The organism is Hymenobacter citatus, from assembly GCF_014333615.1.
GTDB classification, from domain to species: Bacteria; Bacteroidota; Bacteroidia; order Cytophagales; family Hymenobacteraceae; genus Hymenobacter; species Hymenobacter citatus.
On the sequence record NZ_JACSCY010000019.1, the window covers coordinates 35,849 to 51,015 of the forward strand.

Genomic DNA, 15,167 nt, shown 5'->3' on the forward strand with positions numbered 1-15,167 from the left:
CTCAGGATGACAGTTATAACGGCTTTCGCCTTTTATCAAAGGTCGTCTACCTCGGCTACCACAAAAGTACTACCACCGATGTAGACTACGTCTTCGGCCGTGGCGGCAGCGCGGGCGGCTTGCACCGCAGCGGCCACCGTAGGGTAGGCCGTGCCGTGCAGCCCTACCCCGGCTGCCTGAGTCGCCAGGGTCTCGGCTGGCAACGCCCGCGGGATGCTGGCTTGGCAGAAATAATAGGTGGCATCCTGAGGCAGCAGGAGCAGCACGGGCGTCACATCCTTATCGTTGACGACACCCAGCACGAGATGCAGTTGCTGATGCGGCAGTTGGGCCAGCTGGTGCATGGTCAGGCGCAAGCCAGCCTCGTTGTGGGCCGTGTCGCAGATGGTGAGTGGCTGACGGCCAATGATGGTCCAACGGCCGGCAAAGCCGGTGAGGCGGGTGACTTCGCGCAAGCCCGTGCGCAGGGCATCTTCCGAAATCGTGAAACCCTGCTGCCGCAATTCGTCTATGGTTGCCAGCACGCCAGGTAGGTTTAGCCGCTGGTAGTCGCCCAGCAGCCCTAGCTCCAATTGGGCCAGGTAGGGCGTGCCGTGGTGCTGTACGTCTAGGAGTTGGGTATTCGCATCGGACACGACAGTTTCCACCGGCTGTAACACCTGGTACTGCTGATCAGCGAAAAGCAACGGCGCATTTTCTGCATTCGCTTTTTGCTGGAATACCGCCACTACCTCCGGCTGGGTTTGGCTGATGATGGCCGGCACGCCAGGCTTGATAATACCGGCTTTTTCGGCGGCAATCAGCGGCAGCGTATCGCCGAGCATGGCTTGGTGGTCGTAGCTGATGTTGGTGATGAGCGAGACGAGCGGCGTGATGATGTTGGTGGAATCCAGCCGGCCGCCCAGCCCTACCTCCACCACGGCAATATCAACCTGCTCCTCGGCAAAATACGAATAGGCCAAGGCCACGCACATCTCAAAAAATGACGGTTGGATCTGCTCAAACAACGGCCGCCATTTCGCTACCCACTGCACTAGATAGTCGGGCGCTAGCTCCTGCCCATTGAGGCGAATGCGCTCCGTGAACTCGCGCAGGTGCGGCGACGTGTAGAGCCCTACTCGATAGCCGGCCGCCTGCAATACGGCCGCCAACATATTAGAACTGCTCCCCTTGCCATTGGTACCAGCCACGTGCACGGCCCGGAACTTTCGCTCAGGATGCCCCATGGCTTCAGCCAACGCTTCGGTGTTGCCGAGGCCTTTCTTGAAGCCCGCTGCCCCTACCCGCTGGTACATGGGCAACTGTTGGTAAAGGTAGTCGAGGGTTTCACGGTAGGTCATAAATGGTGAGATGGGGAGTAGTGAAATAGTGAGTTCGACGTTCTGGCCGCGCAGCTTGCAAAAATAGCGCAGTCAAACCGTCAAACTCACCATTTCGCTACTCCCCATCTCACCGCTACCGTACTGTAAAGCGGAAGGTGTAGTAGCCCGAGCCGCCGCCCGTAGCCGAAGTGGTCCGCCGGAACTCGGCGTTTTGCAGGGCGTCGCGGCATGCCTTTTCCTGCGCCGCCGACACGTTACCGGACACTTTCGTAATGGCATCTACCTCGCCATCGGCATTCACTTTAATGCGGAAGCGTACGAAACCAGAGTTGTTGTCTAGAGCCGGCGCGGTGGGGCGGTTTACAAAAGCCCAACCGCTCATTTCAAGGCCGCCGGCGCCGCCGCTGCCGGGGCTGCTGCCGCTACCACCACTACCAGGTTGGCCGTATAGCGCCTTAGCGTCGAGGGTGCCGCGTGGGTCGCCTTGGTCGCCCACACTGCCGGGCCGGTCGCCGTTGTTGTTGCCGGTGGGCGTGTTGCTGGTGCCGTTCACGCCGTTGCCGCCGCCCGAGGCACTACCGCGGGGCGTGTAGAGCGTGCGGGGTTTGGGAGCCGGTTTGGGTGGTGCTTCCTCGCGTACTTCCTCGCGGGGAGGCTCAGGGGTAGGCCGGGGCGTGGCCCGCGTGACGGGCGGCACCGATACGGGGCTTTCCTCGGCCTCGCTGGTCACAATCTTCTCCTGCACCGCTGGCTGGGGCGGGCTAGGCGGGGGCGTTACGGGCGCGGCCCGCGGCTGGGGCGACGGATTATTGGCGGGCGGGCGGCTATCCTCGCGGTTGCGCGAGTCGTTGGCCGTCGCCAGGCTCTGAATGTCGCCTGAACCGGCTTCATCAATACCATAGTTCAGCTCTACCCCGTCGCCACCAAACGTCAGGGGTGGATCTGGTTCCCGAAACACAGTAAACACAAACACCGCGGCCAGCAGACCGTGAATAATCACGGCGCCCAGGAGGGCCTCGCGGCGGTGCTCTTCGCGGTGAGTTGCCATAGGGAAAGTGGTGAGATGGTGAGTAGTGAGATGGTGAGTTTGCTGTTCTAAAAAATTAATGGCGCAGTCTGCGCGATTGGCATAGCCAGAACGTCAAACTCACCATCTCACTACTCACCATTTACTTCTGGGCCTGCGTGGCCATGACCATTTTGATTTTCAGGCGGTTGCCGATTTCCAGTACGTCTACCAGCTTCTGCACGTTCAAGCCGGAGTCGACGCGCAGCACCACGGTGGTGTTTTCCTGGCCCTGCACGCGGTTGCCCAGTTCCTGCTCCAGGGTAGCGGCCGTCACGGGCTGACGGTCAATGAAATATTCCCCGTTGGCATTCACCGACACATTGATGGTCTGCTTCATCACGGCCTTACCCGAGCGGGCATTGGGCAGCATCAGCTTAATCACGTTCGGATTCACCATCGTACTCACAATTAGGAAGAACAACATCAGGAAGAACATGATGTCGTTCATCGAGCTGGTCTCGACGTGCGAAGAAAGCTTGCGGCGACGGGTGAGGTTCATGTGTGTGAGTGGCGAAATGGTGAGATAGTGAAATGGTGAGCTTCATGTTCTATTTGCGCAAATAGTGCAGTTCATGCCAATAGAACGTCAAACTCACTATTTCACTATCTCACCATCTCACTGCTAATTGTCCTGTAGAATATCCATGAACTCCACGGCGGAGTTCTCCATGCGCACCACCAGGTTTTCGACCATGATGCTGAGCCAGTGGTAGCCGATGTGAGCAATGATACCCACGATGAGGCCCGCGGCGGAGGTAACCATCTTGGTGTATAGACCTCCCGAAATTTGCGCAATGCCGAAGTCGCCGGTGGTGGAGATGGAGTAGAAAATCTTGATAACCCCAATAATAGTACCCACGAAACCGAGCATGGGCGCAATACCGGCAATAATACCCAGCACGCCAATGCCTTTTTCGAGGCGGGCTACTTCAATCTTTCCTACGTTCTCTACGCTAGCCTCAATCTCCTGCAAGGGTAGGCCAATGCGACGAATACCTTTCTCAATCATGCGGGCCAGCGGCGAGGGCGTTTGCGCGCAGAGCATTTTGGCCCCTTGCAGGTCGCCGCGCACCATCAGGCTCTTGATGCTACCCATGAAGCCGGAGGGCATAGTAGCCGCCCGCCGAATCGTGATGTACCGCTCGATCATGATGTAAATCGAGACGAACGAAAGCAGAAAGATTGGCACCATAATCCAGCCACCTTTCAAAATCAGGTCGAGCAGGGACAGGTCGGTGGTATCGGCAACGGGAACGTTGGTAGCTGCGGCGGCAGAGTCGGCGGCTACGGTGGCGGCAGTGGTAATCTGCAGCAGGAATGCACTCATGCTAGACTAGTAAGGGAGAACCCAGGGAGAAGAACTAGAATACTTTTTCAACTGTGCCAGGTGCGCGGTAGCGCTTGGCTTGTCGGTGTAATTTCCTACCGACACGCGGTAGTAGCGGCTGGTTGCCGATGGCAGAATAATTTGTGCAATTTGTCCTTGCTTGCTGAGCTGCGCCACGCGCTGCTGGGCTTTGGGCAGGGAGTTGAACACGTCGGCAATAATGTAGAAACGACCCGTACGGCTTTTAATTGTAGTTTCGGTAGCGGCAGTTGGTGCGGCGGCGGGCACCGCAGCTTTAGTAGCAGGGGCGGCGGGTTTTGCAACAGCTATTGGGGCTGGTTTTGCCGGAGCAACTGGCGTACTAGCTACTGGCGCAGCTTTCTTGGCGGCGGGCGTGGCTACCGCAGGTGCTGGGGAAGGAGCAGTGGCTTTGGTTTCCCACGCTGCCGCCGTGGCTTCGTCCTCCGCGGCTACAGGGGAAGCGGTTTCTACGGGTGCTTCTGCTACCGTAGTCGACCACGCAGCATCGTCGTTATCGGGGCGGGGCGACAGGGTAGCCTGCTGGCGCATAGGCCGCGCCGCAGCTGGTGCTGATAGCTCCGTTTGCGCCGGTGCGCTGCTAGTGAAACGTAGCGCGTCGGGCAGAAAATCCAGGTTGAGGATGTACAGGTATTGCGCCGACAGCGCTAGCCCAACCACCACGGCCACGGCCGCCGACTGCCACAAGCGCCGCGCCCGGCGCCCCACTGCTAATTGTGGCGCGGCAGGCTGCCGCTCGCGGGCCAGCAGCGCATCCGTAGCACGCACCGGCCGCGACACCAGCTCGGGCAGACCGTAGCTGGCAGAGAGCAGGTTTTGGGAGCCCGTATACTCGAAATCCAATCCACGGCCCGCCGCCTGCCGGAATACACCGATACCTGGCAACTCGGTCCGCTGCTGGGTGTCCAGCTCAGCGCGCAGGCGCGCTACGGCATCCTGCACCAGTTGGCGGGCCTGCCCGGCGCTTACGCCCAGGGTGCGGCTCAGGGCATCTACCAGCAGCCCATCATTGCGGGTCAACGACTGATTGAAGGCCACGCGCTTGGTAGGCGGCGCCAGGGTGTGGCGAACCGGATGAATCTGCGCGGGGGCATAATCGGCAATCAGCCCACCAAAATCGGGAATAATAACGCAATCGTGGTGTTGAAGCAGGGTGCGAATATGGTCGGAAAGCTGCACGGGCAGGAGGGTCAGAGAGTAACAGAAAACGCCAAGATATTGGTCAGCCGCTAAAAATCGAAAACCTTTCCGGTCTTCCTACCCTGCTGTAGCACAGCAGGGTAGGAAGACCGGAAAGGCCCTAAATAAAGTAGCAAAGCAACGCGAAATCAGGCATTAACACAGTGAGCGGTTAAAAATCATACGTAACACCCGCCAAAACGTTAATTCCTTTCACAGGGTAGTTTAGGAAGTACTGGTATTGACGGTTGAGCAAATTATTGCCCATGGCAAAGATTGATAGATTTTCCGAGAATCGGTAATCAGCCTTCAGGTTCAGGTCGATGACGGAGCTGGTAGGCAGCACCACCCGCTCGCGCACGGTACCGGCCGGCGTGAGTACTGGTCGGTAGCCCGTGCCGTAGCTGGAGCTATACGTATACAGCTCGGCACCCACGCGCAGCTTCTCGCTGGCATTGTAGCTACCAAAGATGCTGGTCTGAAACTTGGGCCGATGGAAGGCTTCGGCCAGGGTTTTGGTGTTGTAGCCGTTGTAGTCGGCCTTTAGGCCCAGCCGGAACTTCTCGGCGGCGTTGTACAGCGCCTCAGCATGCACCTGCAACAGCTGCGTCGATTTGTCGTCGTACACCAGATCAAACTTGGTGGTGTCGCGGGCGTTGTTGTTATAGAAGTAGAGGTTCTGGTCGTTAGAAACCGTCACTTTGGCGTTCAGCTCCAGGTTGCGGGCGGGCGTGGAGCTAAAGCCCACGTAGAGGGTAGGGCCGCGGCGGGTGTCGGCCACGCGCTGGTTTTTGGCCAGCCAGGGGTTTTCGGTGGTCAGGTCGTAGAGCGTCACGCGTTGCAGGGCGCCGCCCAGGCCGGCGTACACCAGAAACTTATCTTCCGTGACGGTATAGCCCACACGTACGGCCGGATAAATCTTGAATTGGTTTCGGTCGTTGATTGTGTCGCCAGTGTAGCCTATGTTGGCACCCACCGAAATGGCTAAGCGGTTCAACAGCACTTCGTAGCTGGGCGCAATTTGCACAAACGGCCGGCTCACAGTGCCAATAGAATCTTGCTGCGAGATGAACGATAAGTCGCCATTGACCACCACGCGCCCCTTTTCGGCCAAAGAATACGCTGATTTGAAGCCGATATTGAAGTTGCTTTCGCGGGCTTCAAACTGGTCCTTCCAGTAGTTGAACCCTACCCCCAGATCATATTGAAAAGGAGCATCGGCGGAGCGGTTGCGCACATACACTTTGGCCGCGGCGCGGTAGAATACCTGCTTCAGTGCGTCGGGGTCGTCGGGCAAGTCAGGCACGTTGCGGTTGTAGCCATAGAAGTTGTACCGCTCACGCCCCACATCCAACTTGGCGCCCAGCGCCACGGGGCCGTTGTAAATCTCGCCGTTCAGCCCCAAGCGGGTCTGGCTCTGGCGCGAGTTCTGCTTGTCAATCGGGCCGCGCGACGATGACAGGTGGCTAAAATCGAGGCCGTAGCTGGCGCGGTCGTCGCGGGTATTATGCAAGTAGGCCTTGCCGTAGACGGTGCCATAGTTACCCAAACCGGCTTTCACATAGTTGCCCGTGAGCGGCAATAGATCTTCCTGCCGGATGGTGAGCACCCGCACCGCGGGGTTGAGGCGGTCGGTGGGTAGGCGGAAATCGGGATAGTTATACGTGGTGGCGGCCGCCTGCTTAGCGGGCGGCTCGATGCGCACCTTTTCGTAGTTGCGGGCCGCTTCGGGTAGCTGGTTCACGCGCTCCTTCACAATCTCCACTTCGGCCTCCTCAATCTTGCCGCCGGGCTTTTTCTGAGCCTGGACAGCAAGCGGCGCAGCAGTCAGCGCAGCCAGGGCCAGGTAGGTATGGTAGGTAATTCGTTTCATGAAGAAGTGTTCTGACCTCACCCCCCGGCCCCCTCTCCTCGGGGAGAGGGGGAGCCAGACGACGGGGTAGGCGATTTTTGAGTTGTGAGTTACCGGTTGTGAGTTGCGAGTAAAAAAGCGTGTGTCATCCTGAGCAGCGCGAAGGACCTTCTCACGTGAGAACGACTAACGCAGCAACGACTCGTGCCAACGTGAAAAGGTCCTTCGCGCTACTCAGGATGACAGTCGATTTTCACTACCAACCAAACTACTGCGGCGTGGCCGTGGAATCGGGTGGCGCCGTGGTGGGCGTGAGATTACTGCGGACAGGTGCCGACTGACGGGTAGCAGGTTTCTTGGTTGTGGTCGGAGCGGGTGTAGAAGCTGGTTTGACCGGCGTAGCGCTGCTGCCCTCGGCCGGTAGAGCGGCCAGGCGCTTTTTAGCTCCTTCGATGATTTCGGCCAGGGGGAAGTTATTGTCGATGATGGAGTTGAGGGTGGCGCGCGCCTGGAATGTGTCGCCTTGCGCGGCGTAGATATCGGCAATCAGCAGGAAGCCCCTACCCTGCCACGTCTCGAAAGCCGAGCCGTTGGTTTTGTAGGCGGCGTCCAGGGCATCGTCATATTTCTTCTGCTCAAACAGAATCTGGGCCACGGTGTACTGGGCTTCGGCGGCATTTTCATCGGTGCCAGTGGCGGCTTTGTTCAGCTCCGTGATGGCCTGATCGAGGTTGCCGGCTTTGTAGCTGGCCTTGCCCAGGTAGAGAGGGGCTGCGCCGGCCGCGCTCAACGAGGCGCCACTCTGCGCAATCAGCTCCTGGGCTACGCGGCGGGTGTTGTCGTAGTCGCCGCTTTCGTAGTAGCTCTTCATCAGCCCTACCCCGGCGTTGGCCACTTCGCGCTTGTTGGTGCTAGACTCGCGCAGGCGCTGGAAATATTTGATGGCCTCGGGGTAGTTCTTGTTGGCGTACTCCAGATCGGCCACGCGGCTCACGGCGCGGTTCACGTACTCGCTCTTGTTTTCCTCTACCACGGCTTTCAGGCGGGGCAGCGCCTCGGCCGATTTGCCGGTTTGCAGGTAAGAATCAGCTAAGTAGTAGCGGCCATCGGCGGCCAGGGCGTTGCTGGGGTACTGCTTCAGGTAGCTTTCCAGACGCGGAATGGCCTGGGCATATTTCTCGGCCAGGTACAGCGACTTGGCCGCTTCAAACTCCACGCTCACGGCAGCGTTGCTCTGCGGGTTTTGCTGCTTGAACTGCGCCAAGTATTTATCAAACTCCTCCGTGCGGCCTAGGGCTGTGAGGCTTTCCTGCAAGCTATACAGGGCGCTGTTGGCAGCCTGCGTGCCGGGGTATTGGTTGAGCACCTGCTCAAAATCGGCCACGGCCTTGTCGTGCTGCTCCAGGTTGGCGTAGGCCACGCCGCGCTTTTGCAGGGCCTGCGGAGCCAAGGGGCTATTGGGCCGGGCGCGTAGCAGGCGCGAGAAGCCATCCACCGCAGCCTGGAAGTTGGCCCCCTGGAAGTCCAGCTCAGCCTGCTGGTACACGGCCTGCTCGGCGTAGCGCGAGTTGGGGTTGGTTTTCAGCAGGGTACTCAGCGTGCCGGCGGCCTCGTCGCGCTTGCCCATCAGGCCCAGCACCACGCTTTTCTGGTAGTAGGCGTAGTCCTTGTCGGCGGCGTTGGCCTGAATCACCTTGTCGTAGTAGCTCAGGGCCTGGGGGTAGGTTTTGTCCACGTAGGCAATGTCGCCCAGGCGCAGGGTCACGTCGTAGTAGTTGGGGTTGGCCGGGCGCGCCGACTTATCCCCGATCCAGGCCGTGAATTGTGGCTTGGCTCGGGCGTAGTCCTTGGTATTATAATAGGCGTAGCCGAGGCCGTAGCGGGCCTGCTGCTCAATGTCGTTGTCGGCACCACCGCCCGAGCGGGTGGTGCGGGCCGCCGCGGCGTAAGCCGTAATGGCCTCGGGGTAGCGCTGACCCACGCTGTAAATCTCACCTTGCAACACCTGCGCCTGCGCACGTAGCGCCTCGTCTTGTGGGTATTTTAGCGACTTATCCAGCAGGGCCAGCGCCTCCGTAAACTGACTATTGTTATAGAGTGTGGCTGCCTGCAAGTACGTTACGCGCTGGTAGGTAGCCTTCAGCTTGGGGCTCAGCGAGTTCAGCTTTTCGAGGTAGGCAATAGCCTTGGCGTAGTCCGACGAGTTCAGGAAGCTGGTGCTCAGCAGGTCGTCCACCACGTCGGCGTTTTTGGAGCGCGGGTACTGCTTATCAAAGTCCTGCAATACGGTGGTTACCTCCTGTGAATTACCCAGCTCGTAGTTGATTTGGGCGTACTTCACGGTGGCGTTTTCCGTAATCTGCTGGTCGAAGGTGGCCTTGCGGGCCGCGTCAAAGGCGTTGAGAGCGGGCTGCTTCTGATTGAGCTTCAGGTAGCTTAAGCCCAGGTGGTAAGCCGCGTTCTGCCCCAGCGAGTCCTTGCGGGCCGCCACGGTTTTAAAGCTGTTGGCGGCGTTCTTGTAGTCGCCCAGCTGGTAGTTGGCGTACCCGATTTTATACTGCAACGCCGGCTCAACGCGCTTGCGGCCGTTGGCATACTGCGTAAAATAGGGCGCGGCCTGCTTGAAGTCCTGCTTCTGGTAGTACGCATCGGCCACCAACAACTGGATTTCATCGGCCGACTGCGGGGGCGGCGTCTGGTTGAGGGCCGCCGAGCCGTAGCGAATCAGGCCGTCGTAGTCGCCTTCCTTATAATAAATCTGGCTCATCACGGCCGGCACCACGGGACGGTAGGCGTCGCTTTGCTCGGCCACGCCCAGGTCCTGGCGGGCGGCGGCGTAGTCGCCGGCCTGGTAGGCCAGGTAGCCCGCGTAGTAGCTGCTGGCGTAGCGGTACTGGTGGTTGCCCTGCTTGCTGCGGTCGAAGAGCAGCTTGGCTTTGTCGAACTCCTTTTGGGCGAAGTAGGAATAGGCCAGCTTGAACTCAGCCTCGCCCCGCTGCTCCAGCGCCAGGTTGTCGGCCTCTACCCGTTGCAGGTACTCGACGGCCTTAGGGTAGTCTTTCTTAGCAAAGTAGAACTTGCCCAGCTCCAGAAACGCCGAAGCTGCGCGGGGGTGCGCCGGATTATGGGCCGCAAAAGCCAGCATCTGCCCCTCGGCGTCGGGGTGCAGCAGGTAGAGGCCCGCTACGGCGTCGTAGTATTCGGCATCGGCGCCGCGGTCCTGGGTGAGCTGGGTGCCGCTGCGGCGCTCCGTAGCAGCCAGGTAGCGGCGGAAAGCCTGCTGCGCCGCGCCGTATTTGGCCCGATCGAACAGCTCCAGGCCTTCCTGGTAGTAGCGTTCGGTGTTGGTGAAAACCTGCGTTTGCTGGGCCAGGGTGGCGGCCGGAACGGCGGCGCTGAGCGAGGCCGCCAGCGCCAGACGGGGTATAAACTTCATTACGAGGCGTTACGGAAAGGGGCGCCATCCGCCCGGAATCGGCCAAAAGTAGCGAAAATTGCCGGGCCAGGGTAGGAATTGTGCTACTTTCTAGCGGAAACGTCCCTACCCTGTGCTTTGGTATATAGCATTTTGAGCTTTACTTCGTCTGTTCTCTACTCTTTATCTAGTTGTTTATGCTATTGCTTCGGTTTTCTTTCGTCTGCCTTGTCTTCTTTGTTCTACTCGATGGCTGTTCGTTGGCGCCTTCCACCATCGCTTCCTACCCAAATAACCCAACTGCGTCCGATGAACAGGGTAGGCCGCTAGATTCGGCGGTATTTTATTTTCCAGCGGTTGATTCTCTTCCACTGAACTATATTCCTCACAATAAGCGGTCAAAATCTCGTTCACTATCTTACTTATCCATAACGAATTGTGCTTTTGAATTGGCAGAAGCATCCAACTGCTTGGTATATTTTCAAGCGCCTGTGCTATCCAATTATTACCTCAAGGCTGATATTTATCGATTTCTCTGGTTAAGGTCTTTCGACCGTCCTGTTCTTGTCACGTTGCAGAGAAAACCAGTGGGCACCACATTATGCACTCAGTTCCTCAGTAAGTACCCAGTCTCTGCCCATCTAACTGTCCCCGATCCAGAAGAACCAGGAATATCAGCAGAGCAAGTAGCGCAACGCCTTGCTGCATTAGAAGACCCTGTTTTCAAAGCGTATATAGCAGAAGAAAAACGCCCATCGGTACTGGTAGATGCCGAAGAAACAACCGTAGCCGTCACGCCTGAGCAATGGCAGCACTTCGAGCGGCTACTACAAAAGGCAGATTTCTGGCAGCTACCTGCATGTCAACCACTTGGCCTTTTGGATGGGGCAGAGTGGCTGCTCGAAGCCCATCAGGCCAATCGTTACCACATGGTGCTGCGGCAGAGCCCTCGTGAAAAAGATGCGTTTCGCATCAGCTGCGAGTACCTGCTCAACCTCAGCTCTGCCCGCAAGGAGAAACGATACTAAGGTTACTTTCCTACTCGTTTCCGATCCGCGAATCAAGCCGAAGCCCTTCACGCTGCCTAAAGCATATGCGTTGGAGGCTCTAGTTTCACAAGCTGTACTACGCTGTAGCAAGCCTATTGCCCCCCTACCGCTGGCGGCTGGTTTATACGTTTAACCGAGTCGCCAGCCACTTTCCCCGATTGGAAATATGCGTTAGCCGAAAATTGGCAACTCGTATAGTCATTTATATCATGGCATTGTTATAGTTATAATTATTATTACGCACCGGCTAAAATATCGCTTTATCATCTTATAAAATTATAATTATTTACCAGTGTGGCCGGACTATTGCAGGCGTTTGCATCTGTCCCAATTTGGTTGTGCACCACACTTTGTCCATTGCTTTTTGGGAAGTTTCTGTCCAGCACGACGTACTTGTCGTAGCACTTTATACTTATATCTAAGATGAATCAGGGTAGCGCCGAAGCTGAATTGTACCAGCACCTTATGACGAATACCGTCATTTTTGACTTTTTGCAGACGCAGGTACTCGACGGGTTGTGGTACCAGGATGTGCAGGCGCCTACGCACGAACACGATTGGGTGAGCCCTACCTTCTGGCGTACGCTGGGCTACGAGCCCGATCAGGTGCCCGCTGGCCCTACCCCGTGGCGGGCGACTATGCATCCCGCCGATTTGGCGCTGGCCCAACTGCATCTGGAAGCCTGCCTGCAAGACCCACAACACGTCTACGACCATCTGCTGCGGTGCACCCATCGGGATGGCTCTGTGGTGTGGCTGCGCGGCCAGGGCCTGCTGCTGCACAATGAACAAGGCACGCCCACACGCCTGCTGGTGGCGCTGCGCAACATCACCAAGGAAAAGCACGCGGAGGCGTATGCCGAGGAAATAGCCAACCACTACGGCCTAATTCTGAGCAATCAGTCGGTGTATATTGTGAAGACCGATACGCGGGGCGACTACACCTACGCCAATGATATTTTTTACGAGCGTTTTGGGTACGGGCAGGATATTATAGGCACTTCCTCGTTGCTCAGCATTATTGAAGAAGACCGCCAAAAATGCCTGGCCATGGTGATGCGGTGCTTCGAGGAGCCCGAGGTAGGCCACCAGGTAATTCTGCGCAAGCTCTCTTCCGACAACACCGTCAAATCGAACCACTGGGAGCTGAAAGGGACGTTGAATGAGCAGGGCCAAGTAGAGGAAATTCTGTGCGTGGGCTACGACGTGACACTGCTGGTAGAGAACCTGCAAAAGTCTCAGCACCTGCTGGATGTAACCAGCCAGCAGAATATTCGACTGCAAAACTTCGCCTACATCATCTCCCACAACATCCGCTCGCACTCGGCCAACCTTACCTCGCTGGTGCAGCTGCTCACGGAAGCGGAAGACGAAGAGCAGCACGCCATGTTTTTGCAGATGCTCCAGACCAGCACCCAAAAGCTGGCCGAAACCATTGTCAACCTGAGCGATATCGTTGCTGTAAACAGCAACGTCAACAAGCCCAAAGAACGGCGCTTCCTGAAAGCCGAAATCGACAGAACGCTGGAAGCACTGAGCGTATTGATTCATCAACACAAGATAACGATGGACGTACAGGTGCCTGCCGACCTCGCCATTACCGTCGTTCCGGCCTACCTCGACAGTATTTTACTTAATCTGATCAGCAACGCCGTGAAGTATCGGGCGCCGCAACGGCCCGCCGTTATTCGGTTACGTACGTACCAGGAACCGAGCTTCACCGTATTGGAGGTGCAAGACAACGGTCTGGGGATTGATATGGTAAAAAACCGTGCGAAGCTGTTTGGCATGTATAAGACCTTCCACGACAACGAAGACGCGCGCGGGGTAGGCTTGTTTATCACCAAAAACCAGATCGAAGCCATGCAGGGCAGCATTACGGTGGAAAGCGAGGTGGGAGTTGGGTCTACCTTTAAAGTCTATTTCAATGAAAACGCCTAAGCTGGCCTACGTGGTAGAAGATGACCCTATCACTTCCTCCATCACCAAGCTAATTCTGCGGAAGTCGCTGGCCTGTGAGAAGGTGCAAACGTATGCCAACGGCCAGCGGGCTTTCGACCATTTATCTGCGGCGCTTCATAACGGCACTGATCTACCCGATCTGATTGTGCTGGATTTGAACATGCCCTTGATGGATGGGTGGGAGTTTCTGGATGCCTTCTCTTGCCTGCACCTACCTACTAGTGTGTGCGTGTTTATCCTAACCTCCTCCATTCATCCCGATGATATTATGAAAGCGGCGCACTACAAGGAAGTGCACGGCTATTTCTCGAAGCCCCTGGACGACCACAATGTAGAGCGCATGCAGCGGCTATTTCAAACATGCGGCGAGTAAGTGCGGCGGCTGTTTCCGTTCCTCACTCTGCTTGCCTATTTTTTCCTACCCTCCCACTGTCCCACTCGCTATGCCAGTTCGCCACTACCCTGTTTTAGGTGATTACCTGGCGGCTAACCGCCACGCCGCGGCCGAGTACGATGACGTGGAGCTGGAGTTGGTGGAAGGCGCCCTACCCCCCAACCTGGTAGGTACCCTGCTGCGCAACGGCAACGGCCGCTTCGAGCACCACGGCGTGCCCTACGAGCATCTGTTTGACGGCGACGGCATGGTGGCGCGCTTTCAGTTTGACGGGCAACGCGTGCGCTACCGCAACCGCCACGTGCAAACCGCCGAGCTGGTGGCCGAAGAAAAAGCCGGCCGCATGCTCTACCGCAGCTTCGGTACCAATCTGCCCGGCGGCTTGCGGGCCAATTTTGGCAAAACGCAATTCAAGAACACCGCCAATACCAGCCTGGTAGCGCACGGCGGGCAGCTACTGGCGCTCTGGGAGGGCGGCCTACCCCATCGCCTCCACCCCGACACGCTGGCCACACTGGGCCGCTTCGATTACGCGGGCGTCCTGCGAAATCCCTTTTCCTGGCTCGACCGGCAAATCACGCCCGAGCTGCCGTTTTCGGCCCACCCTAAGGTGCACCCTACCACTGGCGTGCTGCACAACTTTGGTACGGTAGCCGGTCGGCAGCATCGGTTGGTGCTGTATGAGGTAAGCCCCGCAGGCCAGGCCCGCATCGCGCACGTGCTTCCTATGCCCGCCGCTACGTTTGCCCACGATTTTGTATTGACGCAGAGCGGGCACCAGATTTTTTTCCTGACGCCGGTAGCCTTTGATGTGCTGCGGGCGCTTACGGGTCTGGCTTCACCGGCAGCCTCCATCCGCGTAGGTCGCGACCAGCCTACACAGGTAGTGGTGGTAGCGCCCGATGGCCAAGTACATCACCTGACGACGGAGTTTGGCTTCGTGTTTCACTTCGTGAATGGCTACCAGGATGCGGATGGTACGCTGGTAGCCGATGCGCTGTTACTCCAAGACTACCCCGACACGCTAAGCATCAAGGCCTACCTGACCGGTCACCTACCCGACGACCAACCACAGGCCCAGTTCGTGCGCTTCCGTCTCGACCTCACGCGCGGTACCGTAACGCGGCAGCCGCTGTCGGACTACGAAGGTGAGCTACCCGAAATCAATCCCGACCGGCTGGGCCAGCCCTACCGCTACACCTGGTCTATTGGCCGCCCCCCGCAGCATTCGCTTCCCCTACTCGACCACTTGGTTAAGCTTGATGTGCAAACCGGCGAAGTTCGCCACGCCTACCAGCCGGATACGTTGTGTAGCGAGCCGGTGGTAGTGCCCCGGTCGGCAGTGCCCGGCCACGCGCCGCTGCTCGAAGACGACGGCTATGTGTTATACCTACGTTTTGATGCTACCAGCAACCATACTGAGTTGTTGGTAGCCGATGCCGCTACTCTGGCTACGATAGCCCGTCTGCAACTGCCACACCATATTCCTTTAGGATTTCACGGCATATGGTTGTCTCCCTCAGAATAGGCTTGCACCCTCTAGCTTATTGCATTTTATT

The 15,167-nt window shown here is 57.8% G+C and carries 11 protein-coding genes; 4 read left to right on the forward strand and 7 right to left on the reverse strand.

All coding sequences use genetic code 11. The features are described from left to right. Window positions 1-35 precede the first annotated feature (35 nt). The 7 genes from H8B15_RS18380 to H8B15_RS18410 form a co-directional block, all read right to left on the reverse strand. Window positions 36-1,340: a bifunctional folylpolyglutamate synthase/dihydrofolate synthase gene (locus H8B15_RS18380; RefSeq protein WP_187321115.1), complete on the reverse strand. Its 1,305-nt coding sequence runs from the start codon at window positions 1,338-1,340 to the stop codon at window positions 36-38. A gap of 115 nt (window positions 1,341-1,455) precedes the next feature. Next, window positions 1,456-2,370, reverse strand: a complete 915-nt coding sequence (locus tag H8B15_RS18385; protein WP_187321116.1) for a hypothetical protein — start codon at window positions 2,368-2,370, stop codon at window positions 1,456-1,458. A 121-nt stretch (window positions 2,371-2,491) separates the two neighbouring features. Further along, window positions 2,492-2,890, reverse strand: a complete 399-nt coding sequence (locus H8B15_RS18390; protein ID WP_187321117.1) for an ExbD/TolR family protein — start codon at window positions 2,888-2,890, stop codon at window positions 2,492-2,494. Between the two features lie 123 nt (window positions 2,891-3,013). Beyond that, window positions 3,014-3,718, reverse strand: coding sequence for a MotA/TolQ/ExbB proton channel family protein (locus H8B15_RS18395; RefSeq protein WP_187321118.1), 705 nt, complete (start codon window positions 3,716-3,718; stop codon window positions 3,014-3,016). A 6-nt stretch (window positions 3,719-3,724) separates the two neighbouring features. Further along, a complete protein-coding gene (locus H8B15_RS18400) occupies window positions 3,725-4,936 on the reverse strand; it encodes an HU domain-containing protein (RefSeq protein ID WP_187321119.1) in 1,212 nt (403 codons plus the stop codon). Window positions 4,937-5,108: 172 nt separating this feature from the next. Further along, window positions 5,109-6,809, reverse strand: coding sequence for a TonB-dependent receptor (locus H8B15_RS18405; RefSeq protein WP_187321120.1), 1,701 nt, complete (start codon window positions 6,807-6,809; stop codon window positions 5,109-5,111). Between the two features lie 247 nt (window positions 6,810-7,056). After that, window positions 7,057-10,224, reverse strand: a complete 3,168-nt coding sequence (locus tag H8B15_RS18410) for a tetratricopeptide repeat protein (protein WP_187321121.1) — start codon at window positions 10,222-10,224, stop codon at window positions 7,057-7,059. A 176-nt stretch (window positions 10,225-10,400) separates the two neighbouring features. Here H8B15_RS18410 and H8B15_RS18415 point away from each other — a divergent pair, with 176 nt between their 5' ends. From H8B15_RS18415 to H8B15_RS18430, 4 genes are all read left to right on the forward strand, one after another. Then, a complete protein-coding gene (locus H8B15_RS18415) occupies window positions 10,401-11,231 on the forward strand; it encodes a hypothetical protein (protein WP_187321122.1) in 831 nt (276 codons plus the stop codon). 486 nt (window positions 11,232-11,717) lie between these two features. Further along, window positions 11,718-13,193 (forward strand): sensor histidine kinase, encoded by a 1,476-nt coding sequence (locus tag H8B15_RS18420; protein ID WP_187321123.1) that lies wholly within the window; start codon window positions 11,718-11,720, stop codon window positions 13,191-13,193. Further along, a complete protein-coding gene (locus H8B15_RS18425) occupies window positions 13,180-13,587 on the forward strand; it encodes a response regulator (protein WP_187321124.1) in 408 nt (135 codons plus the stop codon). The genes H8B15_RS18420 and H8B15_RS18425 overlap by 14 nt, the downstream gene beginning before the upstream one ends. A 70-nt stretch (window positions 13,588-13,657) precedes the next feature. Continuing rightward, the gene (locus H8B15_RS18430) at window positions 13,658-15,136 is read left to right on the forward strand and encodes a carotenoid oxygenase family protein (protein WP_187321125.1); all 1,479 of its coding nucleotides are present in this window, start codon (window positions 13,658-13,660) and stop codon (window positions 15,134-15,136) included. Window positions 15,137-15,167 lie beyond the last annotated feature (31 nt).

Bases quoted from the DNA above. Each gene is read 5' to 3' on its own strand.
- H8B15_RS18380 (WP_187321115.1), bottom strand. From the start codon at position 1,340: ATGACCTACCGTGAAACCCTCGACTACCTTTACCAACAGTTGCCCATG.
- H8B15_RS18385 (WP_187321116.1), bottom strand. From the start codon at position 2,370: ATGGCAACTCACCGCGAAGAGCACCGCCGCGAGGCCCTCCTGGGCGCC.
- H8B15_RS18390 (WP_187321117.1), bottom strand. From the start codon at position 2,890: ATGAACCTCACCCGTCGCCGCAAGCTTTCTTCGCACGTCGAGACCAGC.
- H8B15_RS18395 (WP_187321118.1), bottom strand. From the start codon at position 3,718: ATGAGTGCATTCCTGCTGCAGATTACCACTGCCGCCACCGTAGCCGCC.
- H8B15_RS18405 (WP_187321120.1), bottom strand. From the start codon at position 6,809: ATGAAACGAATTACCTACCATACCTACCTGGCCCTGGCTGCGCTGACT.
- H8B15_RS18410 (WP_187321121.1), bottom strand. From the start codon at position 10,224: ATGAAGTTTATACCCCGTCTGGCGCTGGCGGCCTCGCTCAGCGCCGCC.
- H8B15_RS18415 (WP_187321122.1), top strand. From the start codon at position 10,401: ATGCTATTGCTTCGGTTTTCTTTCGTCTGCCTTGTCTTCTTTGTTCTA.
- H8B15_RS18420 (WP_187321123.1), top strand. From the start codon at position 11,718: ATGACGAATACCGTCATTTTTGACTTTTTGCAGACGCAGGTACTCGAC.
- H8B15_RS18425 (WP_187321124.1), top strand. From the start codon at position 13,180: ATGAAAACGCCTAAGCTGGCCTACGTGGTAGAAGATGACCCTATCACT.
- H8B15_RS18430 (WP_187321125.1), top strand. From the start codon at position 13,658: ATGCCAGTTCGCCACTACCCTGTTTTAGGTGATTACCTGGCGGCTAAC.